The organism is Streptomyces sp. BYX5S (assembly GCF_054724165.1).
This window is the reverse complement of sequence record NZ_CM138829.1, coordinates 3,009,304-3,034,664: the sequence shown is the minus strand read 5'-3', so window position 1 is coordinate 3,034,664 and position 25,361 is coordinate 3,009,304. Positions and strand designations below refer to the sequence as shown.

The 25,361-nt window shown below is 72.6% G+C and carries 23 protein-coding genes; 12 read left to right on the top strand and 11 right to left on the bottom strand.

Annotation, left to right across the window (positions count from 1 at the left end; all coding sequences use genetic code 11):
• Positions 1 to 9 precede the first annotated feature (9 nt).
• Genes aztC through aztB form a run of 3 tightly spaced genes read right to left on the bottom strand, consistent with a single transcriptional unit; the run spans position 10 to position 3,088 of the window.
• The gene (gene aztC, locus ACYBSK_RS13770) at positions 10 to 975 is read right to left on the bottom strand and encodes a zinc ABC transporter substrate-binding protein AztC (RefSeq protein WP_460246255.1); all 966 of its coding nucleotides are present in this window, start codon (positions 973 to 975) and stop codon (positions 10 to 12) included.
• A complete protein-coding gene (locus ACYBSK_RS13765) occupies positions 972 to 2,198 on the bottom strand; it encodes a PQQ-binding-like beta-propeller repeat protein (protein ID WP_460246254.1) in 1,227 nt (408 codons plus the stop codon). Before ACYBSK_RS13765 ends, aztC begins: the two co-directional genes overlap by 4 nt.
• Positions 2,195 to 3,088 carry a zinc ABC transporter permease AztB gene (gene aztB, locus ACYBSK_RS13760; protein WP_457477343.1) on the bottom strand — a complete coding sequence of 298 codons (894 nt, stop codon included), beginning with the start codon at positions 3,086 to 3,088 and terminating at the stop codon, positions 2,195 to 2,197. Before aztB ends, ACYBSK_RS13765 begins: the two co-directional genes overlap by 4 nt.
• A gap of 14 nt (positions 3,089 to 3,102) precedes the next feature.
• Between aztB and aztA the strand changes: the two genes are divergently transcribed.
• A complete protein-coding gene (gene aztA, locus ACYBSK_RS13755) occupies positions 3,103 to 3,846 on the top strand; it encodes a zinc ABC transporter ATP-binding protein AztA (RefSeq protein ID WP_460246253.1) in 744 nt (247 codons plus the stop codon).
• Positions 3,847 to 3,984: 138 nt separating this feature from the next.
• Here aztA and ACYBSK_RS13750 read toward each other — a convergent pair whose 3' ends face one another.
• Positions 3,985 to 4,785 carry a helix-turn-helix domain-containing protein gene (locus tag ACYBSK_RS13750; protein ID WP_460246252.1) on the bottom strand — a complete coding sequence of 267 codons (801 nt, stop codon included), beginning with the start codon at positions 4,783 to 4,785 and terminating at the stop codon, positions 3,985 to 3,987.
• Between the two features lie 139 nt (positions 4,786 to 4,924).
• On the opposite strand from ACYBSK_RS13750, the gene ACYBSK_RS13745 reads away from it, so the two are divergent.
• Both ACYBSK_RS13745 and ACYBSK_RS13740 read left to right on the top strand, forming a co-directional pair.
• Positions 4,925 to 5,368 carry an Rrf2 family transcriptional regulator gene (locus tag ACYBSK_RS13745; protein ID WP_457477340.1) on the top strand — a complete coding sequence of 148 codons (444 nt, stop codon included), beginning with the start codon at positions 4,925 to 4,927 and terminating at the stop codon, positions 5,366 to 5,368.
• A gap of 123 nt (positions 5,369 to 5,491) precedes the next feature.
• Complete coding sequence (locus ACYBSK_RS13740; RefSeq protein WP_460246251.1) at positions 5,492 to 6,685, top strand: globin domain-containing protein; 1,194 nt, start codon at positions 5,492 to 5,494, stop codon at positions 6,683 to 6,685.
• A 151-nt stretch (positions 6,686 to 6,836) separates the two neighbouring features.
• Here ACYBSK_RS13740 and ACYBSK_RS13735 read toward each other — a convergent pair whose 3' ends face one another.
• Positions 6,837 to 8,417 (bottom strand): M81 family metallopeptidase, encoded by a 1,581-nt coding sequence (locus tag ACYBSK_RS13735; protein WP_460246250.1) that lies wholly within the window; start codon positions 8,415 to 8,417, stop codon positions 6,837 to 6,839.
• Between the two features lie 175 nt (positions 8,418 to 8,592).
• Here ACYBSK_RS13735 and ACYBSK_RS13730 point away from each other — a divergent pair, with 175 nt between their 5' ends.
• Positions 8,593 to 9,681 (top strand): WD40/YVTN/BNR-like repeat-containing protein, encoded by a 1,089-nt coding sequence (locus tag ACYBSK_RS13730; protein ID WP_460246249.1) that lies wholly within the window; start codon positions 8,593 to 8,595, stop codon positions 9,679 to 9,681.
• A gap of 210 nt (positions 9,682 to 9,891) precedes the next feature.
• Here the strand turns inward: ACYBSK_RS13730 and ACYBSK_RS13725 are convergent, their stop codons facing one another.
• The 5 genes from ACYBSK_RS13725 to ACYBSK_RS13705 are packed head-to-tail and all read right to left on the bottom strand — an operon-like array spanning position 9,892 to position 15,417.
• Positions 9,892 to 10,716 carry a Gfo/Idh/MocA family protein gene (locus ACYBSK_RS13725; RefSeq protein ID WP_460247020.1) on the bottom strand — a complete coding sequence of 275 codons (825 nt, stop codon included), beginning with the start codon at positions 10,714 to 10,716 and terminating at the stop codon, positions 9,892 to 9,894.
• 53 nt (positions 10,717 to 10,769) lie between these two features.
• Positions 10,770 to 12,020, bottom strand: coding sequence for an ROK family transcriptional regulator (locus ACYBSK_RS13720; protein ID WP_457477335.1), 1,251 nt, complete (start codon positions 12,018 to 12,020; stop codon positions 10,770 to 10,772).
• Between the two features lie 38 nt (positions 12,021 to 12,058).
• Positions 12,059 to 12,925: a carbohydrate ABC transporter permease gene (locus tag ACYBSK_RS13715; RefSeq protein ID WP_457481737.1), complete on the bottom strand. Its 867-nt coding sequence runs from the start codon at positions 12,923 to 12,925 to the stop codon at positions 12,059 to 12,061.
• Positions 12,926 to 12,939: 14 nt separating this feature from the next.
• Complete coding sequence (locus ACYBSK_RS13710) at positions 12,940 to 13,962, bottom strand: carbohydrate ABC transporter permease (RefSeq protein WP_460246248.1); 1,023 nt, start codon at positions 13,960 to 13,962, stop codon at positions 12,940 to 12,942.
• A 51-nt stretch (positions 13,963 to 14,013) separates the two neighbouring features.
• Positions 14,014 to 15,417: an ABC transporter substrate-binding protein gene (locus ACYBSK_RS13705; protein WP_457477333.1), complete on the bottom strand. Its 1,404-nt coding sequence runs from the start codon at positions 15,415 to 15,417 to the stop codon at positions 14,014 to 14,016.
• A gap of 131 nt (positions 15,418 to 15,548) precedes the next feature.
• On the opposite strand from ACYBSK_RS13705, the gene ACYBSK_RS13700 reads away from it, so the two are divergent.
• From ACYBSK_RS13700 to ACYBSK_RS13665, 8 genes are all read left to right on the top strand, one after another.
• Entirely contained in the window at positions 15,549 to 16,595 is a 1,047-nt protein-coding gene (locus tag ACYBSK_RS13700) for a zinc-dependent alcohol dehydrogenase (RefSeq protein ID WP_460246247.1), read from the top strand.
• A gap of 15 nt (positions 16,596 to 16,610) precedes the next feature.
• Positions 16,611 to 17,411 (top strand): TIM barrel protein, encoded by an 801-nt coding sequence (locus ACYBSK_RS13695; protein ID WP_460246246.1) that lies wholly within the window; start codon positions 16,611 to 16,613, stop codon positions 17,409 to 17,411.
• The gene (locus tag ACYBSK_RS13690) at positions 17,408 to 18,757 is read left to right on the top strand and encodes an MGH1-like glycoside hydrolase domain-containing protein (protein WP_460246245.1); all 1,350 of its coding nucleotides are present in this window, start codon (positions 17,408 to 17,410) and stop codon (positions 18,755 to 18,757) included. Before ACYBSK_RS13695 ends, ACYBSK_RS13690 begins: the two co-directional genes overlap by 4 nt.
• A complete protein-coding gene (locus ACYBSK_RS13685; protein ID WP_460246244.1) occupies positions 18,754 to 20,622 on the top strand; it encodes an amylo-alpha-1,6-glucosidase in 1,869 nt (622 codons plus the stop codon). The genes ACYBSK_RS13690 and ACYBSK_RS13685 overlap by 4 nt, the downstream gene beginning before the upstream one ends.
• Positions 20,623 to 20,670: 48 nt before the next feature.
• Positions 20,671 to 21,348, top strand: coding sequence for a uracil-DNA glycosylase (locus tag ACYBSK_RS13680; protein WP_457477328.1), 678 nt, complete (start codon positions 20,671 to 20,673; stop codon positions 21,346 to 21,348).
• Between the two features lie 2 nt (positions 21,349 to 21,350).
• Positions 21,351 to 22,316 (top strand): N-acetylglucosamine kinase, encoded by a 966-nt coding sequence (locus ACYBSK_RS13675; RefSeq protein WP_460247019.1) that lies wholly within the window; start codon positions 21,351 to 21,353, stop codon positions 22,314 to 22,316.
• Between the two features lie 163 nt (positions 22,317 to 22,479).
• The gene (locus ACYBSK_RS13670; protein WP_460246243.1) at positions 22,480 to 23,415 is read left to right on the top strand and encodes a sirohydrochlorin chelatase; all 936 of its coding nucleotides are present in this window, start codon (positions 22,480 to 22,482) and stop codon (positions 23,413 to 23,415) included.
• 196 nt (positions 23,416 to 23,611) lie between these two features.
• Positions 23,612 to 24,262 carry a class I SAM-dependent methyltransferase gene (locus ACYBSK_RS13665; protein ID WP_460246242.1) on the top strand — a complete coding sequence of 217 codons (651 nt, stop codon included), beginning with the start codon at positions 23,612 to 23,614 and terminating at the stop codon, positions 24,260 to 24,262.
• Here the strand turns inward: ACYBSK_RS13665 and ACYBSK_RS13660 are convergent.
• Positions 24,259 to 25,302: a lactonase family protein gene (locus ACYBSK_RS13660; RefSeq protein WP_460246241.1), complete on the bottom strand. Its 1,044-nt coding sequence runs from the start codon at positions 25,300 to 25,302 to the stop codon at positions 24,259 to 24,261. The genes ACYBSK_RS13665 and ACYBSK_RS13660 overlap by 4 nt on opposite strands.
• Positions 25,303 to 25,361 lie beyond the last annotated feature (59 nt).

Here is a 25,361-nt window from a genome sequence, read left to right as displayed (position 1 = left end):
GTTCGGAGGTCAGCGGGCCGTGAGGCCCTCGGTCATCGCGGTCGTGTTGGCGCGCATCATCCGCAGGTACGTGTCCGCGCCCTCGCCCTTCGCCGTGAGGGACTCGGAGTACAGCTCCACGACCTGCACCCGGCCGCCCATCTCCTTGCGCAGCACCTCGGCGAGGCGCGTGGGCTGCGAGGAGTCGGCGAACACGGCGCGGACACCGGCCTTCTCCATCGCCCGGGTGAGGGACCGCAGGTCGGAGGAGCTGGGTGAGGCGAGGGTGGTGCCGCTGGGGACGACGGCGCCGATGACCCGGAGGCCGAAGCGGTCGGCGAGGTAGCCGAAGACGTGGTGGTTGGTGACGAGGGCGCGCCGGTCCTCGGGGACGCTGTCGAAGGACTCGCGCATCCAGGTGCTGAGCTGCGCCAGCTCCTTGTCGTAGCGGTCCGCCCGGTCGCGCACGGCGCCGGTGTCGACGCCGTCGACGTGCTCGGTGACCTGGTCGGCGATGAGCCCCGCGGCCTTGCGCATCCGGTCCGGGTCGGTCCAGAAGTGCGGGTCCGCCTGGCCGTCCGCCGCGTCGTCGCCCGTGCGGAAGGTGAGCGGGTCGACCGCCTTGCCGACCTCGAAGGTGGCGACGCCGGAGGCGCGGGCGGCGTCCACGTGCCGCAGCACGTTCTCCTCCAGACCGAGGCCGTTGTAGACGACCAGGTCGGCCCGTTCCAGGTCGGCGGCCTGGCGTGCGGAGAGGCCGAAGGAGTGCGGGTCGGCGTTCGGCTTCATGAGGACGGTGACCTCGGCCTGGTCGCCGGCTATCTCGCGGGTGACGTCACCGAGGATGTTCGTGGTGACGACGATCCTCGGCCGGTCGCCGTCGGTGGTGCAGGCGGTGGCGGTGGCGGCGGCCGCCAGGGTCAGCAGTCCGACGAGCAGGCTGCGCAGGCGTGCCGTGCCGACGCGGACGCGCTTCTTCGCCTCGTCCGCGCTCATCGGCCCGTCTCCGCCATGAGGACGGGTTCGACGTCGAGGTCGAAGGAGCGGGCGATGCGCAGGTCGTCGTTGTAGTCGACCTCGAACACGCGCTTTCCTTCGGGGTCGTTGACGTAGGCGCGGCTGCGATCGACCTCCACGACAGGGGCGTGCTCCGCGCTCGCCTTCCCGGTCAGGAGCTTCTTCGTACGGGCGGTCTCCTTGCCCGTGGCGATGTCGTAGCCGTGCAGCCTGCCGTCGTCCTCCAAGACGAGCAACGGCGCGCCCTCGCCCGCGGTGTTGGCGGCGACGACGGTCCCGGTCTCGACCCGCGTCCAGGCGCGCTCACCGACGTCGAGCACCCATACGGCGTCGTCACCGGCCGCGGCGGTCAGGGTGTCGCTGCCGGGGCGCTGCCGGAACTCGGCGGCGCGTTCGGACGCCGACACGTCCTGGTCGTAGGGGATGGTCTCGGTGGTGAACTTCCCGTTCTCCTCACGTACGAGGAGTGCTCCGTCGGCGCAGCCGAACACGACGCCGCGGCGGGTGACGGCGTCGCCCTTCGGGTTCTCGCACTCGGCGTCCGGCGTGGTGACGCGCTTTCCCTTGCGGTCGAAGACGGTGAGCTGCGCGGTGGCGCCCTTGCCGGTGAGGGCCAACAGGTGCTCCTCGTACGGGACGACGGGGGCGGAGGCCGTGCCGGGCAGCGTCCCGGTGCGTGCGATGTCCCCCTCGTCCAGCGTGCCGCGGTCGTACAGGACGGTCCGCCCGTCCTTGTCGGTCACCGCGGTGACGGCCATGTCGCTGCGCACCGACGCGCCCTTTCCGACGGGGAGCCGGCCCACGTCGCGGATCGCGGCGCGGTAGTAGTGGACGTGGTCGCCGTGGTCCACGGTCCAGGAGCCGCCGTCGAGGACGTGGGTGGCTCCGGAGGCGTGGAAGTAGCCGAAGCGGCCGTCGGTGGCGAGGCGGCCTGCGCCCGTGACCTCGTCCGTCTTCGTCACCTTGCCGGTGATGAGGTCGAGGACGCGAGTGCTTCCGGTGCCGGGGTCGTTGAGGAGCAGCCGGGACTGCTGCTCTGCGCCCTCCTTCGCGCCCGCGACGTAGCCGTGCGGGGTGGCGGAGGGTGAACTCCCGGCGGATTTCCGGTCGTTGGTCTCCTGCGTCGCGCAGCCCGCGGCGAGCAGGGCGGTGAGCGCCAGCGGGATCGGGGCCCACTTGGCGGCGTTGCTTCTGGGGGTCAAGACATTGCCTCCGACGTGCTTCGGTCGACTTCGAGTACGGGAGCGGGCGCGGCGCTGTCGGTGGCACGGCTCGTACGGCGGTGGCGGACGCCGGAGGCGAGGTGCGAGAGGAAGAAGAGACTCACCGCGAGCGCCGAGACGGTGGCTCCGGCGGCGGTGCCGAGGTGCCACGACAGGAGCAGCCCGCCGAAGGTGGCGGCGGCGCCGAGGAGGGCGGCGCCCACCATCACGCCCAGCACACTGCGCGCCCAGGGCAGGGCGGCCGCGGGCGGCGCGATGAGCAGGCCGAGGACGAGCAGCGTGCCCACGATGTGGAACGACGCGACGATCGCGAGCCCCAGCAGGCCGAGCAGGACGGCGTGCGCGAGCCGCGGGCGCAGACCCAGCGTCTGGGCCTTGCGGGCGTCGAAGGTGAGGGCGAGGAAGGCCCGATGGCCGAGGACCGAGACGACGAGCGCCAGAAACAGGGCCACCCCCAGCACGGCGAGGTCCTGTCCGCGCACGGCGAGCACATCGCCGAAGAGGAATCCGGTCAGATCCACCGCGAAGGACTGCGAGCGCGACACGATGATCACGCCGAGCGACAGCATGCCGACGAACAGCAGCCCGATCCCGGTGTCCCCGGACAGCCGCCGGGCCCTGCCGAGGGCGGTCACCCCCGCCGTCATCACCGCGGCGCTCGCGACGGCGCCCACCATCAGGTTGCCGCCGAGCAGCGCGGCCAACGCGACACCGGGCAGCAGGCCGTGGGACATCGCGTCCCCGAGAAAGGCCATCCCCCTGAGCACGACCCAGGTCCCGGCCAGCGCGCAGATCGCCGACACCAGGATTCCGCCCCACAGGGCGCGCTGCACAAAGGCCACCTCGAACGGGGCCGTCAACCACTCCATGCGAGGACAGTACAATGAAAACCATGTTCAAAAAACCGACCATCGTTCCGGCCCCACGGCACAACCGGACCGCCCGCGTCCACCTCGACGGGCTGTGCGCGGGCTACCCCGGCCGCCCGGTCCTCCACCAAGTGACGTGCGAAATACCGCAGTTGGCGACGGTCGCCCTCGTCGGGCCGAACGGCAGCGGAAAGTCCACGCTGCTGGGTGCGCTGGCCGGTGTGATCCGTCCTACATCGGGAGAGGTACGGCACCACCGGGACGCGCGACCCGCGTTCGTCCCGCAGCGCGGCGCCGTCGGGGACACGCTTCCCCTGACCGTGCGTCAGACGGTGGAGATGGGGCGCTGGGGCGGGCTCGGGGTGTGGCGCCGGCCCTCGCGGCGGGACCGGGTGGCGGTCGACGCGGCGCTCGACCGGCTCGGCGTCGGGGATCTCGCCGGGCGGCAGTTGGGCGAGCTGTCGGGTGGGCAGCGGCAGCGCACGCTCATCGCGCAGGGACTGGCCCAGGAGTCCGACCTGCTGCTCCTGGACGAGCCGACCACGGGCCTCGACCCGGAGGCCCGCGAGCGGATCGGGTCGCTGCTGGCGGGCCTCGCGGCCGAGGGGGTGACCGTCGTACAGGCAACCCACGACCTGGAGGCCGCGCGCGCTTCGGACGTGTGCCTGCTGCTGCGCGACGGACACCTGGCCGGCCAGGGCCACCCCGCGGAGGTGCTCACGCAAGCGGCGCTGGCGAGGATCTGGCAGCCGGCCTGAGGCTCACCGCCCTCCGAGGTGTTCCGTCGGACCGCCGAACGGCAGGACCAGCGTCCGCCGGGACATCAGCCAGCACCCGTCGACCTTGCGGAAGGCGTCCTCGCTCATGGCCCAGTCGTACCAGGCGAGTTGGCGGTCCTACGAGTGCTTTTCGAAGTGACGCCGCGTCGAACGGTCCGCCGGGAGGAACGTCTCCAGGTGCAGGCCCTCCAGGGCGGCGTCGGTGGGTGTGGTGAGCTGGGCGGACGTACTGAAGAAGCGCAGCGGCCCGGCGCCGGGTACGGCGAGTTCCAGGGTGAGGACGGGGTTGCCGGTCGGCGGTGTGGCGGGGACCGCGGCGAGGTGCCGCGCGGTCTCCTCGGCGAGGGCGAAGTGCCGCGGGTCGTGGGTGCGTTCGGCGCGGTGGGCCAGCTGGTGGTGCAGGTGGGAGGCCCACTCGGTGAAGTTGCGGATCCGCGGGGCGAGGCCGCGCTCGTGCACGCACAGCCGGATCACGTTGACCGGGGGTTCGAGGAGTTCCGGGGCGCACCCTTCGAGGAGCGCCGCCACGCCCGCGTTGGCGTCCACGACGTCCCAGTAGGTGTCCAACAGCAGCGCGGGGTACGGCATATGGGCGTCCAGCAGGCCGCGCAGCCCTTCCATGACGACCGCGAGTGAGGCGTCCGCCAGGTCGCGGTCGCGGTACTGGGGCGCGTAACCGCCCGCGAGGAGCAGTTGGTTGCGGGCGCGCAGGGGGACGTCGAGGTGGTCGGCCAGGTGCAGGATCATCTCCGGCGTCGGATGGGCCCGGCCGGTCTCCACGCGGCTGAGGTGCCGGGTGGAGACCGCGGAGCGGTTCGACAGCTCCTGCTGGCTGAAGCGACGGCTCATCCGCCAGTCGCGCAGCAGGGGGCCGACGGTGCGGGTGGCGGCGGCGCCGGGGTCCACGAGGGGGCTCATGGGCGGCAGCGTACGGGGGTTCGGCGCGCTCGCCACGGCCTGTCTGGCACCAGCAGGAGGGCGGGGCGTCGCGGTCCGCGGGGAATGGACCCCGCCCGCTAAGTTGCATCCCAGATGCAACATTAATTAGCCTGCCCCCATGCGGCTGACGCGATTCACGGATCTTGCTTTGCGCGTATTGATGCGCCTCGCGGTCGAGGAGGGCGAACTGCCCACCACCCGCGAGGTGGCGGGCGCCATGGAGGTGCCGTACACGCACACCGCGAAGGTCGTCGCCAAGCTCCAGCACATGGGACTCGTCGAGGCCCGCCGGGGCCGGGGCGGTGGGCTCGCGCTCACCGGCGCCGGACGGTCGGCGTCCATCGGCGGACTCGTACGGGAACTCGAGGGCCCGGGGGACGTCGTGGACTGCGAGGGGGCCACGCCGTGCCCGCTCGCCGCGGCCTGCCGCCTGCGGGGAGCACTGCGCCAGGCGCAGGAGGCGTTCTTCGCCTCGCTCGACCCGCTCACCCTGGCCGACCTTGTCAAGGCCCCCACCGGCCCTTTGCTGGTGACCCTTTCACCCTCCCCCGGAGCGGGCTGACCCCGGCACCATGAAGGCCGGGCACGCGCCCGACACCCACCTCTTCACGGAGAACCCTCCAAGCCGGGCGCCCCCGCGCGCCCTTAAATACGCATCTGAGATTCAGATTAAGGAGTCCTGCCGATGCTCACCGACCAGTCGGCCGCCGTCGTCCGCGCCACCCTCCCCGCCGTGGGCGCCGCCATCGAGGACATCACCGGGCTGTTCTACGAGAAGCTGTTCGCCGCCCACCCCGCCCTGCTGCGCGACCTGTTCAACCGCGGCAACCAGGCCGCCGGCACCCAGCGCCAGGCCCTCGCCGGGTCGATCGCCGCGTTCGCCGGGTACCTCGTGAACCACCCGGACGACCGGCCCGACGTCATGCTGAGCCGCATCGCGCACAAACACGCCTCGCTCGGTGTGCGCGCCGACCAGTACCCCGTCGTCCACCAGCACCTCTTCGAGGCCATCGCCGAAGTCCTCGGCGACGCGGTCACCCCGGAGGTCGCGGCGGCCTGGGACGAGGTGTACTGGCTGATGGCGAACGCACTCATCACGCTGGAGAAGCGGCTCTACGCGGAGCAGGGCGCGGTCGACGGCGACGTCTGGCGGGAGTGGGAGGTGGTGTCCCGCGCCGACGAGACCCCCGACGTCGCGTCCTTCCTCCTGCGCCCGGCCGACGGTGCGCCCGCGCCCGCGTTCAAGGCGGGACAGTACGTGTCCGTGCAGGTCGAACTCCCCGACGGGGCGCGGCAGATACGCCAGTACAGCCTCACGGGCGCGCCCGCCGCGAGTACCCGCTCGATCGCCGTGAAGCGGGTCGACGGCGGCGGTGCGGCGCCCGACGGCGAGGTGTCGAACCACCTGCACGCGCGGGTCCGGGAGGGCGACCGGGTGCGGGTCTCCGCGCCGTACGGCGACCTCGTGCTCGACGCCACGGAGGCGCCCCTGCTGCTGGCCTCCGCCGGGATCGGGTGCACGCCGATCCTCGCGATGCTGGAGGACCTGGTGGCGGCGCGGCACGCGGGGTCGGTCACCGTCGTGCACGCCGACCGGACGCCGCAGGCGCACGCGTTGCGCACCGAGCATGCGGCGCTGGCCGCGAAGCTTCCGGGTGGGGTGACACGCTTCTGGTACGAGGAGGGCGCGCCGGCGGGGGGCCTGGTGGGGCGTGCGGACCTCGCGGACGTGGTGGTCGAGCCGGGGACGCGGGCGTACCTGTGCGGGCCGTTGCCGTTCATGCGGGTGATGCGGGAGCAGTTGCTCCGCAAGGGGGTGGGGGCGGCCGACATCCACTATGAGGTGTTCGGGCCGGATCTGTGGTTGGCGGCGGCGTAGGTGCGCTGCTTTCGGGTTGCGGGCCCCGGGGGTACGGCCTCGGGGCTCCGCCCCGGACCCCGCTCCTCAATCGCCGGAGGGGCTCATACGGCCGTGAGCCGACGGCGTGAGGACAGCGAGTACGGGGCGGAGTGGCTGAGTTGAGGCACTCCTAGAGCAGGGTGGGCGTGAGGTCCGGGGCGCTCCCGGTGCCGTACGCGTCCTCGTCGAACGGGTACAGCGGGCGCTCCACCCGGTGGTGTCCCAGGCGCAGCAGATCCTGGTCGACGCCGCCGGGGGTGAGCGCGAGGAGCCAGTCGGCGGCCATGTCGTGGAGCTCCGGCTCCAGGTAGCCGATCTTCACGACGACGAGGTCGTACGTCCGCGGGTCGATGCCGAGGCCGCCGTCGGCCGGACCCATGAAGTCGGCGAGCGTGTGGAACGGCTTGCGGCGCTCGACGAGGACCACGGTGAGGCCGCCGACACGGACGGCCGCCATGTCGACGCCTCGGTCGTACGCCCCGCCCTCGGCGCGGTCCTTCCGGTCGGCGGCGCGCTGCAACGCCTCGACGGTTCCGGTGAGTTCGTACGGTCCGCCGTGGTTCGGGTCGACCTTGCCGCCGACGGAGAGGGTGACCTCGGCGCCGACCCCGGCGTCGAAGCAGGCCGCCACCGCGACCGGGTCCGTGATGCCGGGGTGGACCGCCGTGACCTCCCCCGTCCGGATCGCGTCGTTGGCCAGCAACTCCCCCAGCATGTGGGCGAGATCGCCGGCGCCGCCCGCCGTCGGGTTGTCGCCGGAGTCGCTGATGAGGAACGGGCGCCGGTCGGAGGCGACCGCCTTCTCGATGCACTCCCGCGCGCTGCCGGTCGGGCCGACGAAGCGGAAGCCCTCGAGGGCGTCCCAGTAGAGGCGGGCCAGCGACTCGGCTTCCCGCACGGCGAGTTCGGCGTCCTCGCCGGTGACGACGACGGCCGCCTTGCAGCGCGGCTCGTCGGCCCAGGCGTAGCCGACCCACATGGCTGCGTCGAGGATGCCGTCCTTCCGCTCGATGTCGGCGAGCGAGGCGTAGAGGGACCTGGCGGGCTCCAGACGGGTGCTGGTCTTCTCGCCCGGGAGGAGGACCGGGACCTGGACCCATGCGCGGTGCGGCCGGCTGCCGTCGCGCAGGCAGCGCACGAGGTTACGGGCGGCGCGCTCGCGGGTGTCCCAGGCGTCCTCGTGCGGGGCGAGACGGTGGGCGGTGAGCAGGTCGACGGGTGCGGCGAAGCGGCGGGAGACGTTTCCGTGCAGGTCCATCGCCGCGGAGAGCATCGGGCGGCCCCGCTCCGGATCGTCGGGCGTGCCGTTGTGGTCGAGGGCCGCGCGGACCGCCTCCGTGAGGTCGCCCTCGGCGTCGGTGAGACCGATGACGCTCATCGCTCCGTGGATGTCGTACACGAGTCCGTCGAGCGGGCCGGACTCCCGGACGCGGGTGACGAGTTCGTCCTTGAGGACCAGGTACGACTCGGCCTCCACGGGGCCGCCGGGCAGTGCCGTCGCGTGCAGCAGCGGCACCCACTCGACCAGGGCGGCGAGGTCGGAGTCCGCGCGCGTCCACGTGTAACGGTCGAGGAGTTCCTGGCCGCGGGTCTGCCGGAAGTCGTCGGTGGTGGAGCGGTGGGGGCAGAACGTGGAGGACTCGATGCCGATACCGCCGATGCCGATGCGCAGGCGGCGGCCGGTGACCGGCGGGGTGGTGCTGCTCGTCATGCGTGGGTCTCTCTTCCCTCGGGTTCTTCGACGTTCTTCGGGGTTCTTCGGCGATTCCCGCCGACCGCTCCGACACCGCCCTGAACTGCGGCGATGGCCCATGCGGGGGCCATTGTCAGTGGTGAGGTGCAGACTGACGCATACCTGGGGACAACGACGTTTCGGAGGTATCGGCGTGACTGACGTACTACTGGCAGTAGGCACCCGTAAAGGTCTTTTTCTGGGCCGCAAGCGCGACGGCGGCTCGTTCGCGTTCGACGAGAGTCCGTACTTCAACGCGCAGGCGGTGTACTCGGTCGCCATCGACACCCGCGGGGAGCGACCACGGCTCCTCGCGGGAGGGGACAGCGCGCACTACGGGCCGTCCGTCTTCCACTCGGACGACCTGGGCCGCACATGGACCGAGCCTGCCAAGCCGGCGGTCAAGTTCCCCGAGTTCACCGGCACTTCGCTGGAGCGGGTGTGGCAGTTGCACCCGGCGGCCGCCGAGCCGGACGTGGTGTACGCGGGTACGGAACCGGCGGCGCTGTACCGCTCGGAGGACCGCGGCGAGACGTTCGAGCTGTGCCGCCCGCTGTGGGAGCATCCCACGCGCTCGCAGTGGGTGCCGGGCGGCGGCGGGGAGGGCCTGCACACGATCCTGACGGACGAGCGGGACCCGCGCGCGGTGACGGTCGCGGTGTCGACGGCCGGCGTCTTCCGGACCACGGACGGCGGCGAGAGCTGGGCCCCGGCGAACAACGGCGTGGCGGCCGTGTTCCTGCCGGATCCGAACCCCGAGTTCGGCCAGTGCGTGCACAAGGTGACGCGGGACGCCGTCGACCCGGACCGTCTCTACCTCCAGAACCACTGGGGTGTGTACCGCAGCGACGACGGCGGCGGGAAGTGGCTCAACATCGGCGACGGGCTGCCGTCGACGTTCGGCTTCGCCGCGGCCGCGCATCCGCGCCGGGGTGGCACGGCGTACCTGTTCCCCATCACGGCGGACAGCGACCGTGTGCCCGCCGACCACCGTTGTCGCGTGTACCGCACGCAGGACGCGGGCGAGACGTGGGAGCCGCTGTCGCGTGGGCTGCCGGAGGGCGACCATTACGGCACGGTGCTGCGGGACGCGTTGTGCACGGACGACAACGACCCGGCGGGGGTGTACTTCGGCAACCGCAACGGCGAGGTGTACGGGTCGGCGGACGACGGTGAGACGTGGGAGCGGTTGGCTGCGCATCTGCCGGATGTGTTGTGTGTGAGGGCGGCGGTGGTCGGCTGACGCGGTGTGGCGTCGCGGGGTGGGTGGGCGCGGTCGCGGGGCTCCGCCCCGGACCCCGCTCCTCAATCGCCGGAGGGGCTTGAGTGGCCGGACCGGCTCCTGCGGCGACGCAAGGGCTTGAGTGGCCGGACCCACTCCTCCAGCGCTGCAGGCGCTTGATAGGCCCGGCCCGCTCCTCCGGCGACGCAAGGGCTTGAGTGGACCGACCCGTTACACGCAGTGGCCCGCTGAAGCCTGGTGCAGCAAGCGCTGCAAGTGCAGTCCGCGCCGCGCGTCCAATGCGCTCGATCGCCCCGCCCGCACCGCCTGTGCGAACTCCGCGCGCAGGATGGGCCAGCATTCCTCGTGGTCGATGTCGGCCGTGTCGTAGATGAGCTCCGGGCCGGGGCCGAAGAGTTCGACGCGGGTCAGGGCGCGGTCGCGGTTCACGCGGCCGGACAGGGAGGCCTGGCTCACGGCGCCGTTCTCGTGTTCGCAGGTCAGCTCGATCCAGCGGCGGGAGTCGCCCGTGGCACGGATCGAGGCGATCGGGCCCACCGCCGCGTCGAGGAGGTCGAGGAGGTGGGGGCCCAGGTCGTGGAGGGCGCCGTGTTCGAGGCGCCAGGACGTCGCGAAGTCGCCGCCCAGGAAGGCGCCGTGGAGGTAGCAGGAGCGGGCGCCCGTGACCTCCGCGCGCCGCGCCTGCTCGATGAAGGCACGGGTCGTCGGGTGGTAGCGCTTGGTCAGGACGAGCTGGGAGACCACGCCCGCCTCGTCGATCGCGTCGACCAGGCGTTCCGCCGAGGCGAGGTCCAGCGCCAGGGGCTTCTCCAGGAGGAGCGCCTTGCCTGCCTTCGCGGCGCGCGGCGCCAGCTCCGCCTGCACGGAGGGCGGTACGGCGAAGGCCACCGCCTCGCAGTGGTCGAGGAGTTCGTCGAAGCTGCCCGCCACCGCCGCCCCGTAGGGTTCGGCCGCCTCGCGGGCCGCCTCGGTGCGGCGCGCCCAGACGGCGGTCAGCCGGGTCTCCGGGCCCGCGGCGAGCATCCGGGCGTGCATGGTGCGGGCCCAGGGTCCGGCTCCGACGAGTCCGACGCGGACGGGGTGGTGGGTCACGAGGTGGTTCCTTGGGGTGCTCGTACGTGCTGGGGGTCGGCCTGCGCGCGCAGGCGGGCGTCGGCGCGCTCGGGGGCGTACAGGACGTCCACGACCATCGCCGTGGCGCCGATCAGGCCCGCGTGGTCGCCGAGGCGGGAGGTGACGACGTCGAGGTGGGCGGTGGTGCGGGGCATCGCGCGCTGGTAGAGGAGTTCGCGTACGCCGGTGAGGAAGGGGATGCCGGCCAGGTCTCCGGCGAGCATCAGGACGCCCGGGTTGAGGAGGGTGACGACGGTGACCAGGACCTCGCCCGCGCGCTGTCCCGCTTCGCGGGCGAGGCGCACCGCGTCGGGGTTTCCCTGTTCCAGGAGGGTCTTCACGTCCCTGCCGGAGGCCACTTCCGTGCCCAGGTTGGACAGTTCCTTGGCGAGCGCGCGGCCGCTGGCCACGGCCGCCAGGCAACCGTAGGAGCCGCACATGCACAGGGCGTCGGGCCGGTCGTGCAGGCGGATGTGGCCGATGTCGCCGGCGCCGCCGTCGATGCCCCGGAAGACCTCGTTGTTGACGACGACGCCCGCGCCGATGCCGGTGGAGACCTTGATGAGGACGAAGGCCGAGCAGTCCGGGTGGCCCGTCTGCTGTTCCGCCAGGGCCATCAGGTTGGCGTCGTTGTCGACGAAGACCGGCACGGAGCGGCCGCTCCGCGAGTCCTCCATCGAGGCGCCGACGTGCTCCGCGTACGCCTCCTGCATCCGTTCCCTGACCGGGAAGCGGTCCCAGCCCGGCATGATCGGCGGCTGCACGATCCGGCCCGTCTCCCAGTCCACCGGGCCGGGGACCGACAGGCCGATGCCGCAGACCCGCTCCGCCGGGGTGCCGGACGTGGCGAGGAGGTCCGGGAAGCAGCGGGCCAGGCGGTCGAGCACCCGGTCGGGGCCGTCGCCGATGTCCAGGTCGACGGTCTGCTCGGCGAGGACCGTGCCCGCGAGGTCGAGCACGGCCACCCGCGCGTACCGGGTCTCCAGGTCGACCGCGAGGACGGCGGCGTGACCGGGGTCGAAGGCGAGGCGGTGGGAGGGGCGGCCGCCGGTGGAGGTGCCGGTGTCCTGGCGGAGCCAGCCCGCGCGGTCGAGTTCGTCGAGCCGCAGGCCCACCGTGGAGCGCGACAGGCCGGTGGCGCGTTGCAGCTCGGCGCGGGTGGTGGCCTGGCCGGTGCGGATCAACTGCAGCAGCCGGCCCGCGCTCGCCGGGCTTGGCGTACTCATCGTCTTCCCCCTGCTCATCTGGGTGGTCGCTCCCCCGGTCAGCTCTTGTCCGCGCCGGCGGTGAGACCTTCGGTCAGCAGGCGTTCCGCGGCGAAGAACAGAATTACCACGGGGATCGTCAGCACCACGGATCCGGCCATGAGGACCGTCTTCGACACCTCGATGCCGTTGGACAGCTGGGCGAGGCCGAGCGACACCGTCCACTTGTCCGGGTCGGCGGCCAGGAAGAGGAGCGCGAAGAGGAATTCGTTCCACGCGATCATCAGTACGTACAGGCCCGTCGCCATGAGCGACGGCAGGGCCAGCGGGAGGATGACCTTGCGGACCGTCTGGAGTCGGCTGCACCCGTCGAGGGCGGCCGCTTCCTCGATCGAGTACGGGATCGTCACCAGGTAGTTCTTGAGCATGTAGATCGCCACGGGGACCGTCTGGGCCACGTAGACGATCGCCAGTCCGACCAGGCTGGACGACAGGCCGATCTTCGCGAACATCACGAACAGCGGGACCGCGAGCAGCGTCGAGGGGAACATGTAGACCGCGAGGAACAGGGCGCTGACCTGGCGGTTTCCGAAGAACTTGAGGCGGCTGATCGCGTAGGCGCCGGGGACCGCGGCGAGCAGGGTCAGCAGGACCGTGCCGAGGGAGACCAGGGCGGAGTTGCGCAGGAGCTGGAGGAAGCCCTGGCCGCCGTCGTCGGTGGAGCGCAGCACCTCGGTGTACGTGTCGAGGGTGAACTGCTTCGCCGACACCCACAGGGATCCGGGGTCCAGGAGCAGCGCGTCGATCGGCTTCACCGACAGCAGCAGCATGTAGTAGAAGGGCACGATCGTGATCAGCGCGAGGAACGCGATGACCACCCAGCGGGCAACGCCGAAGAACCGCTCCTCGAACTGGGCGCGCGTCATGGCGGTTTTCGTCGTCACGACTCCTCCTGGACCTTGTTGCCGAAGAACTTGAAGTACAGGCCCAGCAGGACCATGAGGGCGACGGCCAGGACGAGGGCCTGGGCGGCCGCCGCGCCGACGTCGTAGCGCGAGGTCAGGAAGTCGTAGACGCGCACGGCGGCGACGTCGGTGCCTGCGCCGCCGCCGGTCAGCAGGTAGACGTCGTCGAACTTGTTGAACGTCATGATGAAGCGCAGCACGCACAGCAGCGCGATCACCGGCATCAGCTGCGGCAGCATGACGTGCCGGAAGCGCTGCGTGGGCGTGGCGCCGTCGACCTTCGCGGCTTCCTCCAGGCCGTCCGGGACCGCCTGGAGGCGGGCGAGGATGAAGAGGAACGCGAACGGGAAGTAGCGCCAGCACTCGAAGGCGATCACCGTGAGCAGCGCGAGGGGGATGTCGAAGTGCAGTCCCAGGACATGCACTTCGTACGCGCGCGTCGACAGGAACGCGATGGGGTCGTCCCAGCCGAACAGCTTCTGGCCCCACTCGTTGACGATGCCGTACTGCGGGCTGAGCGCGACCTCCCACACGAACGCGACGGCGACGACCGGCGCGACGTACGGCAGCAGCATCGCGGCGCGCAGCAGTCCGCGGCCGCGGAACGGCTTGCGCAGGGCGAGCGCGGCGATCAGGCCGAGCGCGACGGAGCCGAAGGTGGCGCCGACGGTGTAGGTGAGGGTGGTGCCGAGGCTGGACCAGAAGCCGGCGGAGTCGAAGACCTGCGAGAAGTTGCGCAGGCTCCAGTTGCCGAACAGGCCCATGCCCTGGATGTCGACGAGCTTGGCGCGCTGGAAGGCGAGCAGCACGGTCCACAGGATCGGCAGCACCACGACGACGAGGACGACGAGGAAGGTGGGGCTGACGAAGGCGAGGCCCGCGCGGTTGGTGCGGCGGCTCGCGGTCATGGGCTTGCGGGGGCGGCGGCCGCCGGGCGGGGTCCGCGGGCCGTCCGGCGGGCCGGGGCGCTGGGTCGCGCTGGGGGTGGCAGTAGTCATGACAAGGCTTTCGACGCTTCCGACGGGGAGTTCACGAGGCGGGCGGGGCTGTCATTGCAGCGATTTCTTGAGGGCCGCGACCTCTTCCTCGGCCTCGCGCGAAGCCTCTCGGGGTGAGGTCTGTCCCGCGGTCATGGCGCCGATGGCCTTCGGTACGGGCAGTTCGCCGTTGGTGGCGCCGACGAGTGCGCCCTCGCCCTGTTCGATGCCCCAGCGGCGCAGGTCGCCGATGCCGTCGGCGAGTTGGTCGAGGACCTGCGGCGAGAACACCTCGTCGAGCGGCTTCCGCTCGCCGACGCCGATCTCGCTGTGCCGCCAGGCGGTGAGGTACTTCTCCGGCTCGGTGGCGGTGCCGCGGCGGACCGGGATCTTGCCTTCGGGGGCCTGGCCGAACCAGTCCTCGTAGCCGCTGTTCATCATGTACTCGATGAACTCGCGGGAGGCGTCCGTCTCGGCGGTCTTGGTGGTCACCCAGGAGGTGATCTCGCCGAACTGGGCGGCCCGGTCGGTGTCCGTGCCCTTGAGGGCGGTGACGATGCCGGTGTTGTCGGCGAGGAACCGCTGGTCCTTGCCGCACTGCGGGCAGCTGGGCAGCGCGTCCTTGCGCAGACCCGCGAGTTCGTCGAGGAGGAACGAGGACCAGATCATCATCGAGGAGCGGCCGGCGAAGTAGGTGGCGCGCGTCGAGTCGACGGTCTGGGTGCCGGGCGCCCCGTACTCGCGCGCCAGCTGGTCGTAGGTGTGGAACGCCTGGACGCACTGCGGGGAGTCGAGGGCGACCTTGCCGCGGCCGTCGACGAGCTGGCAGTCGTTGGCGAGGGCGAGGCTCTCGAAGCTCTGCGAGGTGAAGACGTCCGAGGGGTCGGTGGCGGCGGAGACGCCGTCGTGCCCCTTGGTGGTGAGCTTCTTCGCGGCCTCGACCAGCTTGTCGTACGTGTCCGGCTCGGCCAGGCCCGCCTTCGCGAAGTCGTCCTTGCGGTAGACGAGGAGCTGGAGCCAGGCGTCGGAGGGGACGCCGAGGTTGACCGTGCCGTCGCTGGTGAGCTTCAGGGCGTTCTTGTCGAACGTGCCGCGCCCCAGCTTCCGCACGATCTGCCGGGGTATGTCCGTGTTCAGCAGGCCGTTGCTGTACATCTGCCAGGTCTGCCCCATGGGGGCGGCGCCGATCACGTCGGGCAGTCGGCCCGAGGCCGCCGCGGACATGATGAGCTGGGGCATCTGCCCCTCGTCGACGCCGACGAGATGCACCTTGACGCCGGTCTTCTTCTCGAAGCCGTCGATGATCCTCTGCGTCGCCGCGACGCGGTCCGGAAGGTTCTCCTGGGACCACACGGTGATCTCGCGGTCCGGTTTCCCCGGGCCCGTGCTGCTGGAGCAGCCGCTGAGCAGTCCGATGCCCAGCGCCGCCGTGGCGCCGACCGCGGTCATCCTCGACCGCCGCGTCCTGGTGCGCATTGCCTGTCCTCATCGCCGACTTACGTCTATCAAGCACGCATCTCAGCACTACTTTTGCCTGTTGACAAGACATAAGTGCGGGATATTGTCGACTCAACCAACACCCGCACCGCCCTAGTTCGGAGTCGTCCGTGGAACGCGTCGTTCAATTCACAGGTCCCCGCCAGGTGGAGGTGGCCGAGCACCAGAGCCTGGATCTGCCGCCGGGCCACCTTCGCGTCCACACCCGCTACTCGGGCATATCGGCCGGTACGGAACTGACCGCCTACCGCGGTACGAACCCCTACCTGACCCGCACCTGGGACGCCGAGGCCCGGCTGTTCCGCGACGACGAGGCCGGCATCAGCTACCCGGTCGTCGGCTGGGGCTACTCCGAGGTCGGCGAAGTCGCTGAGATCTCCCCCGAGTTGGCCGGCACGCCCGGCATGCCCGAGGTCGGCGACCTCGTGTGGGGCATCTGGGGCCACCGCAGCGAGGGCATCGTCCCGGCCGAGCGCATGATCGGGCACACCCTCCCGGCGGGCCTCGAACCGCTCGCCGGCGCGTTCGCCCGGGTCGGCGCCATCGCGTACAACGCGGTCCTGGCCGGCGGTATCAATCTCGGCGAGGACGTCGCCGTGTTCGGCCAGGGCGTCATCGGCCTGATCGCCACCCGGCTCGCCCAGCTCAGCGGCGCCCGCGTCACCGCGGTCGACGCGCTGGACGTACGGCTGGAGTCGGCGAAGAAGCACGGCGCCCACACCACCCTCAACGCCCGCACCGACGCCGTCGCCGAGCGCGTCCGCGAGGCCACCGGGGGCCGCGGCGCCGACCTCGCCATCGAGATCAGCGGCGCCTACCCGGCGCTGCACACGGCCGTCCGCTCGGTGACCGTCGGCGGCCGTGTCGTCGCCTCCGGCTTCTACCAGGGCGACGGCATGGGCCTGCGGCTCGGCGACGAGTTCCACCACAACCGGGTGGAGATCGTCTGCTCGCAGATCGGCGGCGTGCCCGCCCAGCTGTCCGGCCGCTGGACGGTGGAGCGCCTCCAGCAGACCTTCCTGCGGCTCGTCGCCGAGGGCCAGGTGGACGTGGAGTCCCTCGTCAGCCACGTCGTCCCGGTCTCGGACGCCGCCGACGCCTACGTGCTGCTCGACGAGCGCCCCGCCGACGCCCTCCAGGTCGTCCTGGAATTCTGAGAGGTACCGAAAGACATGCTGAAGTTCGCTGCCCAGGAACAACTGCTGCCCGGCGAGAGCCTCCAGCGCAAGTGGGAGTTCGCGCAGGGCGCCGGGTACGACGCCATCGAGCTGCGCGCCAAGGGCGACCTGCACTTCGCCTCCCGGCTGCCGGAGTTGAAGCAGGCGCTGGGGGACGGCGTGGTCATGCCGACCGTGTGCGTCGAGATGCTGCACTTCTTCGGTGCCTTCGACGACGACCTGCGCCGTGACGCCATCGTCCAGATGAAGTCGCAGCTCTCCGTCATCGCCGAGATCGGCGGCCTCGGCGCCCAGACCCCCGCCTCGTACGGGATGTTCTCGCGCCGGCTGCCGCCGTTCGAGCCGCCGCGGTCGGAGGCCGAGGACCGCGAGATCCTGCTCGAAGGCCTCACCGAGCTGGGTGAGCACGCCTCCGCCGAGGGGGTCACGCTCTACCTCGAACCGCTGAACCGGTACGAGGACCACATGGTCAACCGCCTTGAACAGGCCGCCGAGTTGATCCGCGAGGTCGGCCTGGACTCGGTCCGCATCGGCATCGACAGCTACCACATGAACATCGAGGAGTCCGACCCCGCGCGGGCGATCCTCGCGCACGCCCCGTACATCGGGCACGCCCAGGTCTCGGACTCGAACCGCTTCCAGCCGGGCGCCGGACACCTCGACTGGCCGGCCTGGCTGGGCGCCCTGCACACCGCCGGGTACGAGGGGTATCTCGCGGCCGAGTGCCGGCTCACGGGTGACCCGGTGGAGGCGGTCCGCTCGGTGCCCGCGTTCCTCAAGGGGTCCGGCGCGTGACCGCTCTCCTCGACGGACCCGCCCGCACCGCCACCGCGGACCTGACCCTGCGGCGCGGTGCGGGCCGGGTGCTCCTCGACAACTGGGTGGGGTCGAGCACGGTCCCGTCCCGAACCCTGTATCCGCACCAGTGGAGTTGGGACTCCGCGTTCATCGCGATCGGCCTGCGGCACCTGTCCGCGCGGCGGGCGCAGCGCGAGCTGGAGTCGCTGCTCGCCGCGCAGTGGGGCGACGGCCGGATCCCGCACATCGTCTTCAACTCCGCGGTGCCGAACGGGGCGTACTTCCCGAGCCCCGACTTCTGGCGCTCCTCCACGGCGGGCGCCACGGTCGGCGCCCCGGCCACGCTGGAGACGTCGGGCATCGTGCAGCCGCCCGTGCACGCGCTGGCCGCGTGGCTGGTGCACCGGGCGGACCCGGCGGAGTCGCGGCGGCGCGGGTTCCTGGGCCGGGTGTATCCGCGGCTCGCGGCCTGGCACCGCTATCTGCTGGACCGGCGCGACCTGGGCGGCGGCGGCCTCGCGGCGATCGTGCACCCGTGGGAGCCCGGCATGGACAACAGCCCGTGCTGGGACGGCCCGTTGGCCCGTGTCATCCCCGTCGACCCCGGCAGCTACCGGCGGGCCGACCTCGACCACGGCCACCCGGCGGACCGCCCGACCGACCTCGACTACGGCCGCTATGTGCGGCTCGCCGTCGACTACCGGGACGCGGGCTACGACGACCGGGGGGCCGGGCACCCGTTCCGGCTCGAGGACCCGTGCGTGAACGCCCTGCTGATCGCGAGCGAGTCCGCGCTCGCCGAGATCGCGCGGTGCTTGGGGGCGGACCCGGCCCCGCACACGGCGCGGGCGGCGCGGCTCACCGACGCGCTCGTCGCGCGCCTGTGGGACGAGGAGGCGGGTCTGTTCCGGGCCCGCGACCTGGTCGACGACACGTTCGTCGCGGCCCGCAGCGTCTCCGGCCTCGTGCCGCTGCTGGCGCCGGGCCTGCCGGACCACGTCGTGGACCGCCTCGTCGCGACCCTCGACGGCCCGTCCTTCCGCGCCGACGCGACGGACCTGGTGCCGAGTTACGACCTGACCGGGCCCGCCTTCGACCCGACCCGGTACTGGCGCGGGCCCGCCTGGTTCAACACCGCCTGGCTCATCGAGCGCGGCCTGCGCACCCACGGCCGCCACGTCCACGCCGACCGGATCCGCGCCGCCTTCCTCGACACGGCGGGCGCCTCCGGCTTCGCCGAGTACGTCGACCCGATGACGGGCGCCGCCCGGGGCGCGCGCTCGTTCTCGTGGACGGCGGCCCTCGCCCTCGACCTGCTCAGCACCCGGGAGACCGCGCCATGACCCGCGCCCAACTCGTGCGCGACGCCACGTTCGTGCACCTCGACCCCGACGGCGGCATCACCGGGACGCGCGGCGCCGTGCCCGACGGCCTGTTCGTACGGGACGCCCGGCACCTGAGCCGCTGGCAGCTCACCGTCGACGGCAGCGCCCCGGTGGTCCTCTCCCCCGTCGGCGCGACCGGCGAGTGCGTCCTCACCCCCGAGGGCACCCGCGACGCGCCGCCCGCCTACACGGTGTTCCGCCAACAGGCCGTGGCTGCGGGCGAGTTCACGGACACGCTGCGACTGGTCAGCAACAGCCCGGACCCGCTCGTCGCCGAGCTCGTCATCGCCGCCGACGCCGACTTCGCGGACACCTTCGAGCTGCGCGCGGACGAGCGCCGCTACCCGAAGCCCGACACGGAGCGCACCACTCAACGGCACGACAGCGGGGTCGAGTTCGGCTACCGCAGGGCCGACTGGCACGCCCGCACCACGGTGTCGGCGACGCCCGCACCCGACGCCGTGCGCGGCACCGACCTCGTATGGCGGCTGCACCTGGAACCGCACGGGCGGGCCGAGGTACGGCTGCGTGTCACGGCGCATCCGCACGGCGGGCCGCAGCTCGCGGCGGAGCGGGTGCGCGGCGGCGAGGCCGAACACGCGGACGTGACGGACGACTTGGGCCGGGCCTGCGTCCAAGGGCTGGCCGATCTGGACCTGTTGACCATCGCCGTCCCCGGCCTCGACGGCGAGACGGTCGGCGTTCCGGCGGCCGGGGTGCCGTGGTTCCTCACTCTGTTCGGCCGGGACTCGCTGCTCACCTCGTACTTCATGCTCCCCTACCGGCCCGCGCTCGCGGCCGGCACCCTGAGCGCGCTCGCCGCGACCCAGGGTCGGGAGTACGACGCGTTCCGCGGCGAACAGCCCGGCCGCATCGTGCACGAGACGCGGCGCGGCGAACTGGCCCACTTCGGGCAGGTGCCGTACGGGCGCTACTACGGGACGATCGACGCGACGCCGCTGTTCCTCGTGCTGTTGCACGCCCACCGCGAGACGACGCGGGACACGGCCCTCGCCGTCCGCCTGGCGGCGCACGCGCGCGCCGCCGTCGACTGGATGCTCGGCGACGGCGGCCTGCGCGAGCACGGGTACCTCGTCTACGAACCCGATCCGAACGGTCTCGTCAACCAGAACTGGAAGGACTCCGCGGGCGCCGTCTGCTTCAAGGACGGCACCCAGGCCGAAGGGCCGATCGCGGTGTCCGAGGCGCAGGGGTACGCGTACGACGCGTTGCGCCGCACCGCCCGGCTCGCCGAGGAGGTGTGGCGGGACGACGCGTACGCACGGGAGTTGGACCGGCTCGCCGACGGGCTGCGGGAGCGGTTCGCGCGCGACTTCTGGCTCAGCGGCGACGACTTCCCCGCACTCGCCCTCGACGGCTCGGGCCGCCAGGTGGACGCGCTCGCCTCCGACGCCGGGCATCTGCTGTGGTCCGGCATCCTCGACGACGACCGCGCGCGGCGGGTGGGCCGGCGGCTGCTGGAGCCGGACTTCTTCTCCGGGTGGGCGGTCCGGACGCTGGCCTCCGGGCAGCGCCCGTACCATCCGCTGTCGTACCACCGCGGCAGCGCCTGGCCGCACGACAACGCGGTCGTCGCGCTCGGCCTCGCCCGCTACGGACTGGGGCGGGAGCTGCGACGGCTGGCGGCCGGGCTGACCGACGCGGCGGCCCACCACGGGCACCGGCTCCCCGAAGTCCTCGGCGGCTACGCGCGCGACGCCGCCGCGCGCCCCGTGCCGTACCCGCACTCCTGCTCGCCGCAGGCGTGGGCGGCCGCGACGCCGTGGGCACTGCGCACCGCCCTTACCACGTCCGGAGGTTGACGGCGGCCGGTTGAGGCGGGGTGGTGGTGCGGCAGTAGGGTGACGCCCGTGGCACCACGACCTCTGCATGAAATCGTCGAAGCGGGCTGGGCGAAGGCCCTTGAGCCCGTCGCCGGGCAGATCTCCGTGATGGGGGACTTCCTCCGCGCGGAGATCGCCGCCGGGCGCACCTACCTCCCGGCGGGCGCCAACGTACTGCGCGCCTTCCAGCAGCCGTTCGACGAGGTGCGGGTGCTGATCGTCGGACAGGACCCGTACCCCACGCCGGGGCACGCCGTGGGGCTCTCGTTCTCCGTGGCCCCGGACGTGCGGCCGCTGCCGCCGAGCCTCATCAACATCTACCGGGAGCTCGGCAGCGACCTGGGCCTCGCGCAGCCGTCCAACGGTGACCTCACCCCGTGGACGAAGCAGGGCGTGCTGCTCCTCAACAGGTCGCTCACGGTGGCCCCGCGGCGGCCCGCCTCGCACCGCGACAAGGGCTGGGAGCAGGTCACCGAGCAGGCGATCCGGGCGCTCGCCGCGCGCGGCACTCCGCTCGTGTCGATCCTGTGGGGCCGTGACGCGCGCAATCTGCGACCGCTGCTGAGCGACTATCCGGCGGTCGAGTCCCCGCACCCCTCCCCGATGTCGGCGGACCGCGGTTTCTTCGGCTCGCGCCCGTTCAGCCGGGCCAATGACCTGCTCGCGCGCCAAGGGGCGCAGCCCATCGACTGGCAACTGCCGTGACGGTGGCCGGTGCCGAGTGGGTGCTCGGGGTGGACTCGGGCGGCTCGGGACTGCGGGTCGCGCTGGCTCAGGTCGGCGGCCTCGAACGCGCGCTGACGGCGGCGTCCACGATTCCCGTCCGCACGTCGGCCTCCGGCATCGACGCCGCGCACATGATGGAGCAACTGCTGCCCCTGGCGCGTCACTTGCTGGACCAGGCTGGTCAACCGGAGGTGTCCGCGGTCGCGTTGGGGGCGGCCGGGATGGCCACGCTCGGCGACGGTCTGCGGGCCGGGCTGCCGGGGGCGATCGCGCGTGAACTGGGAGTCGAGCGGCTCGCGTTGGCGGCGGACGGTGTCACCGCGTACGCGGGCGCGCTCGGACAGCGGCGCGGTGCGGTGGTCGCCGCGGGCACCGGCATGATCTCCCTCGGCACCGACCTCGCGAGCTGGCGGCGGGCCGACGGGTGGGGGCACCTGCTCGGCGACTGCGGCGGCGGCGCGTGGATCGGGCGGGCGGGTCTCGACGCCGCGATGCGGGCCTTCGACGGGCGGCGCGGCGGCAGCAAGGCGCTGCTCGCGGCCGCCGAGGAACGTTTCGGGCCCGCGATCGAACTGCCGGGCCGCATCTATCCACGCACCGACCGCCCGGCGGCGCTCGCCGCGTTCGCGCCCGACGTGGCGCGCTGCGCCGCCGCCGACGACGCCGTGGCGGCGGACATCCTGCGGGCGGCCGCCGCGCACATCGCGGAGGCCGCGGCGGCGGTCTGCCCGGCCGGAGGCGGGGACGTCGCGCTGACCGGCGGACTGTTCAGGACGGGTGAGCCGCTGCTCGGGCCGCTGCGGGAGGAACTGGCCGAACAGTTGCCCCGCGCCACCGTCGTGAGCGCCACCGGGGACCCGTTGCACGGCTGCCTCGTGATCGCCGCCGCGCTCGCCACGGACGGCCTGCGGCTGCCGCGCGACCGGCGACTGCTCCACGTGCCGTAGTTCACACCGGATCTGAGCCGTGGTTCACGCCGGATTTCCGGCACACCCCTCCGGACCAGGACAGTTGCAGAATTCGTCACTGAAAGGACAATCGCGGACGGATACCGTTCAGCTGCACCCTGACCGAACAACGAAGCCGGTCGAGCCAGTAGCATGCGGCGCCATGAGCACCCCCAATGGGCCCGCATCCGGCCTGCCCGTACGAATGCCGCGACCCCGTCAGCCCGGACGCCACCGTCGTCCGGAACCCGTGGCCGCCCCTGAGGGCGCGCCGTCCCTTGTGCTCGCGGTGCCCGGCACGCCCAGCGCCGCCACGCGCATGCTCGCCGACGAGGTCGTGAGCATCGCCCGCTCCGAGCTGCCCGGTCTGGACGCGCGGGTCGGCTTCGTGGAGGGCGAGCTCACGGACTTCCCGATCTCGGCGGAGTTCCCGTCCCTCGCGTCCGTGCTCGCGCACGCCGCGAAGGAGCGCACCGCCCGTTACGAGCAGGCGCTCGCGGCCGGTGTCGAGGCGCAGGAGCCGACCGGGATCGTCGGCGTCGTGGTGCCGCTGCTCGCCGGCCCGGACGGCTCCCAGCTGCGGCAGATCCGGCAGGCCATGGCCGACAGCCGGGTCGCCGCGGAGCTGACCGATGTGCTCGGCCCGCACCCGCTGCTCGCGGAGGCGCTGCACGTGCGGCTCTCGGAGGCCGGGCTGGCGCGCGCCGACCGGGCCCGCCTGTTCACCGTGGCCACGGCCGCGGACGGGATCATCCTCGCCTCCGTGGGCGGCGAGGAGGCGGTGCAGGCCGCCGGGATCACCGGGATGCTGCTCGCCGCGCGGCTCGCCGTGCCGGTGATGGCCGCGGCGCTCGACCAGGAAGGGGCGGTCGCCGCCACCGCGGAGCAGTTGCGCGGGTCCGGATCGCAGCAGTTGGCGCTGGCGCCGTACCTCGTGGGACCGGAGCTGGATCCGTCCGTGCTGGAGGCTGCCGCCAAGGACGCGGGGTGTGCGGTGGCGGAGCCGTTGGGGGCGTATCCGGCGATGGGGAAGCTGGCGCTGGCCAAGTACACGGCGGCGCTCGGGATCACGCCTCAGCCGGTTGCCTCCGGCGGGTGAGCGGTTGGTGCTTCGGGGCCTGGGGCGTTTGCCCCGGGCCCCGTTTTTTGTGCCCTCGCACGGCTTGCCCTACGGGGGTGTCCTCAAGCGCCGGACGGGCTTGAAAGGCGCCCTCAAACGCCGGGCGGGCTTGAAAGGCGTCCTCAATCGCCGGACGGGCTGTTGTGGGGTGGGTGGGGGCCGTTACGGTCGGTGGATGGATCTTGACGATGGGCTGATGGCGGAGCAGATGGCCTACTACCGGGCGCGGGCGCCCGAGTACGACCGGACCTACGAGGAGCGGGCGGATCTGCGGGAGTTGTTGCGGGTGAGCGAGGGGTGGCCCATCGGCGGGGACGTGCTCGAACTCGCCTGCGGGACGGGGCAGTGGACCGCCCTGCTCGCGCCGCGGGCCACGTCCGTGACCGCCGTGGACGCGTCCGAGGAGGTGCTGGCCATCGCGCGCGAGCGGGCCTCCGCGCCCAACGTGGAGTTCCTGCGCGCCGATCTGTTCGACTGGCGGCCCGAACGGCGCTACGACACCGTCTTCTTCGGTTTCTGGCTGTCGCACGTGCCGCCGGAACGGCTGCCGGGGTTCTGGAACCTCGTCGCCGCCGCGCTCGCCCCGGGCGGCAAGGTGGTATTCGTCGACGACGGGCCGACCGAGGTGGTGAACGAGACGGTCCTGGCGGACGAGTCCGCCCCGGCCGCCCTGCGGGAGCTCCAGGACGGCAGCCGGTACCGCATCGTGAAGGTGTTCCACGAGGCCGCGGGGCTGACGGCGGATCTGGCCGCGCTGGGGTGGGCCGCGGACATCCGGACTGCGGCGGACAGCTTCATCGTCGGGGTGGCGGAGCCGGCGGTCTAGCCGTAGACCACGCAGGACGCCGCCGGGACCGGTACCGAGTCGCCCCGTACGGGCACGCCGGAGTACCGGTCGACGGTGAACCATGTGACGTCGCCGGAGCGCTCGTTGGCGGCGTGGAGGAAGCGGCCGGACGGGTCGAGGGCCAGGTCGCGGGGCCAGTCGCCGCCGCAGGGGACGGTGCCGCGCAGGGTGGGCCGCTCACCCGTCGGGTCGAGGGCGAAGAGGGAGATCTCGTCGGCGCCGCGGGTCGCCGTCCACAGGAACCGGCCGTCGGGGGCGACGACGAGCGCGGAGGGGTACGCGTCGCCGGACGGGGCCTTCGCGAGGACCGGGGTCTCCGTCAGCGGTTTCAGGATGCCGGTCGTCGCGTCCCAGGCGCAGACCGTGAGCGTGGGGGCGAGTTCGTTGAGGACGTACGCGTAGGCCCCCGAGGGGTGGAAGGCCAGGTGGCGGGGGCCGGAGCCGGGCCGCAAGGCCGTTTCGTGGTGCGGGAGGACGCCCGCCCCGTCCGGTGCCTTCGCGTAGGTGTGGACCGAGTCCGTGCCGAGGTCCACGGCCAGGGCCCAGTTCCCGGTCGGGTCCGGCAGGATCTGGTGGGCGTGCGGGAACTGCTGGCGCTGCGGGTGCGGGCCCGAGCCGGTGTGCCGGTGGGCCTCGGTCGCGGTGTCGCCGGGGATGCCGTCGGCGCGCAGCCGGACCGAACTGACGCTGCCGGAGCCGTAGTTGGCGGTCAGGACACGGTCGCCCCACACGGACAGGTGGGTGGGGCTCGCCCCGTGCACGGCGACGGGCGGCGCGGCGAGCGCCAGCGGGACCGTCGGATGCGTACGGAACGCGGCCACGGCCCCCTCCTCCGTCTCGCTCACCGCGTACAGCAGCCCGCCGGAGAGCGTGAGGTACGAGGGGTCGGGCAGTTCGTCCGTGGCGTCGAGGACCGTCAGCGAGCCGTCCGTCGGATCGAGCGCCGCGGTCACGATGCCGCGGCCGCCCGCCGCCGTGAACGAACCGATGTACGCCCGCTGTGCCTGACTCCCGGTCACTGCTACCCCTTTCGGCGTCCGGCCCGGAACCTCGCCGACGGATCCCGGCACCGTGCCGC

What these genes read in the sequence shown, in the direction of transcription:
- ACYBSK_RS13750 (WP_460246252.1), bottom strand. Translation starts at nt 4,785, where the DNA reads ATGAGCCCCCTCGTGGACCCCGGCGCCGCCGCCACCCGCACCGTCGGC.
- ACYBSK_RS13720 (WP_457477335.1), bottom strand. Translation starts at nt 12,020, where the DNA reads ATGAGTACGCCAAGCCCGGCGAGCGCGGGCCGGCTGCTGCAGTTGATC.
- ACYBSK_RS13745 (WP_457477340.1), top strand. Translation starts at nt 4,925, where the DNA reads ATGCGGCTGACGCGATTCACGGATCTTGCTTTGCGCGTATTGATGCGC.
- ACYBSK_RS13670 (WP_460246243.1), top strand. Translation starts at nt 22,480, where the DNA reads ATGAGCACCCCCAATGGGCCCGCATCCGGCCTGCCCGTACGAATGCCG.
- ACYBSK_RS13740 (WP_460246251.1), top strand. Translation starts at nt 5,492, where the DNA reads ATGCTCACCGACCAGTCGGCCGCCGTCGTCCGCGCCACCCTCCCCGCC.
- ACYBSK_RS13735 (WP_460246250.1), bottom strand. Translation starts at nt 8,417, where the DNA reads ATGACGAGCAGCACCACCCCGCCGGTCACCGGCCGCCGCCTGCGCATC.
- aztC (WP_460246255.1), bottom strand. Translation starts at nt 975, where the DNA reads ATGAGCGCGGACGAGGCGAAGAAGCGCGTCCGCGTCGGCACGGCACGC.
- ACYBSK_RS13665 (WP_460246242.1), top strand. Translation starts at nt 23,612, where the DNA reads ATGGATCTTGACGATGGGCTGATGGCGGAGCAGATGGCCTACTACCGG.
- ACYBSK_RS13685 (WP_460246244.1), top strand. Translation starts at nt 18,754, where the DNA reads ATGACCCGCGCCCAACTCGTGCGCGACGCCACGTTCGTGCACCTCGAC.
- aztB (WP_457477343.1), bottom strand. Translation starts at nt 3,088, where the DNA reads ATGGAGTGGTTGACGGCCCCGTTCGAGGTGGCCTTTGTGCAGCGCGCC.
- aztA (WP_460246253.1), top strand. Translation starts at nt 3,103, where the DNA reads ATGAAAACCATGTTCAAAAAACCGACCATCGTTCCGGCCCCACGGCAC.
- ACYBSK_RS13695 (WP_460246246.1), top strand. Translation starts at nt 16,611, where the DNA reads ATGCTGAAGTTCGCTGCCCAGGAACAACTGCTGCCCGGCGAGAGCCTC.
- ACYBSK_RS13710 (WP_460246248.1), bottom strand. Translation starts at nt 13,962, where the DNA reads ATGACTACTGCCACCCCCAGCGCGACCCAGCGCCCCGGCCCGCCGGAC.
- ACYBSK_RS13715 (WP_457481737.1), bottom strand. Translation starts at nt 12,925, where the DNA reads ATGACGCGCGCCCAGTTCGAGGAGCGGTTCTTCGGCGTTGCCCGCTGG.
- ACYBSK_RS13705 (WP_457477333.1), bottom strand. Translation starts at nt 15,417, where the DNA reads ATGCGCACCAGGACGCGGCGGTCGAGGATGACCGCGGTCGGCGCCACG.
- ACYBSK_RS13725 (WP_460247020.1), bottom strand. Translation starts at nt 10,716, where the DNA reads ATGCACGCCCGGATGCTCGCCGCGGGCCCGGAGACCCGGCTGACCGCC.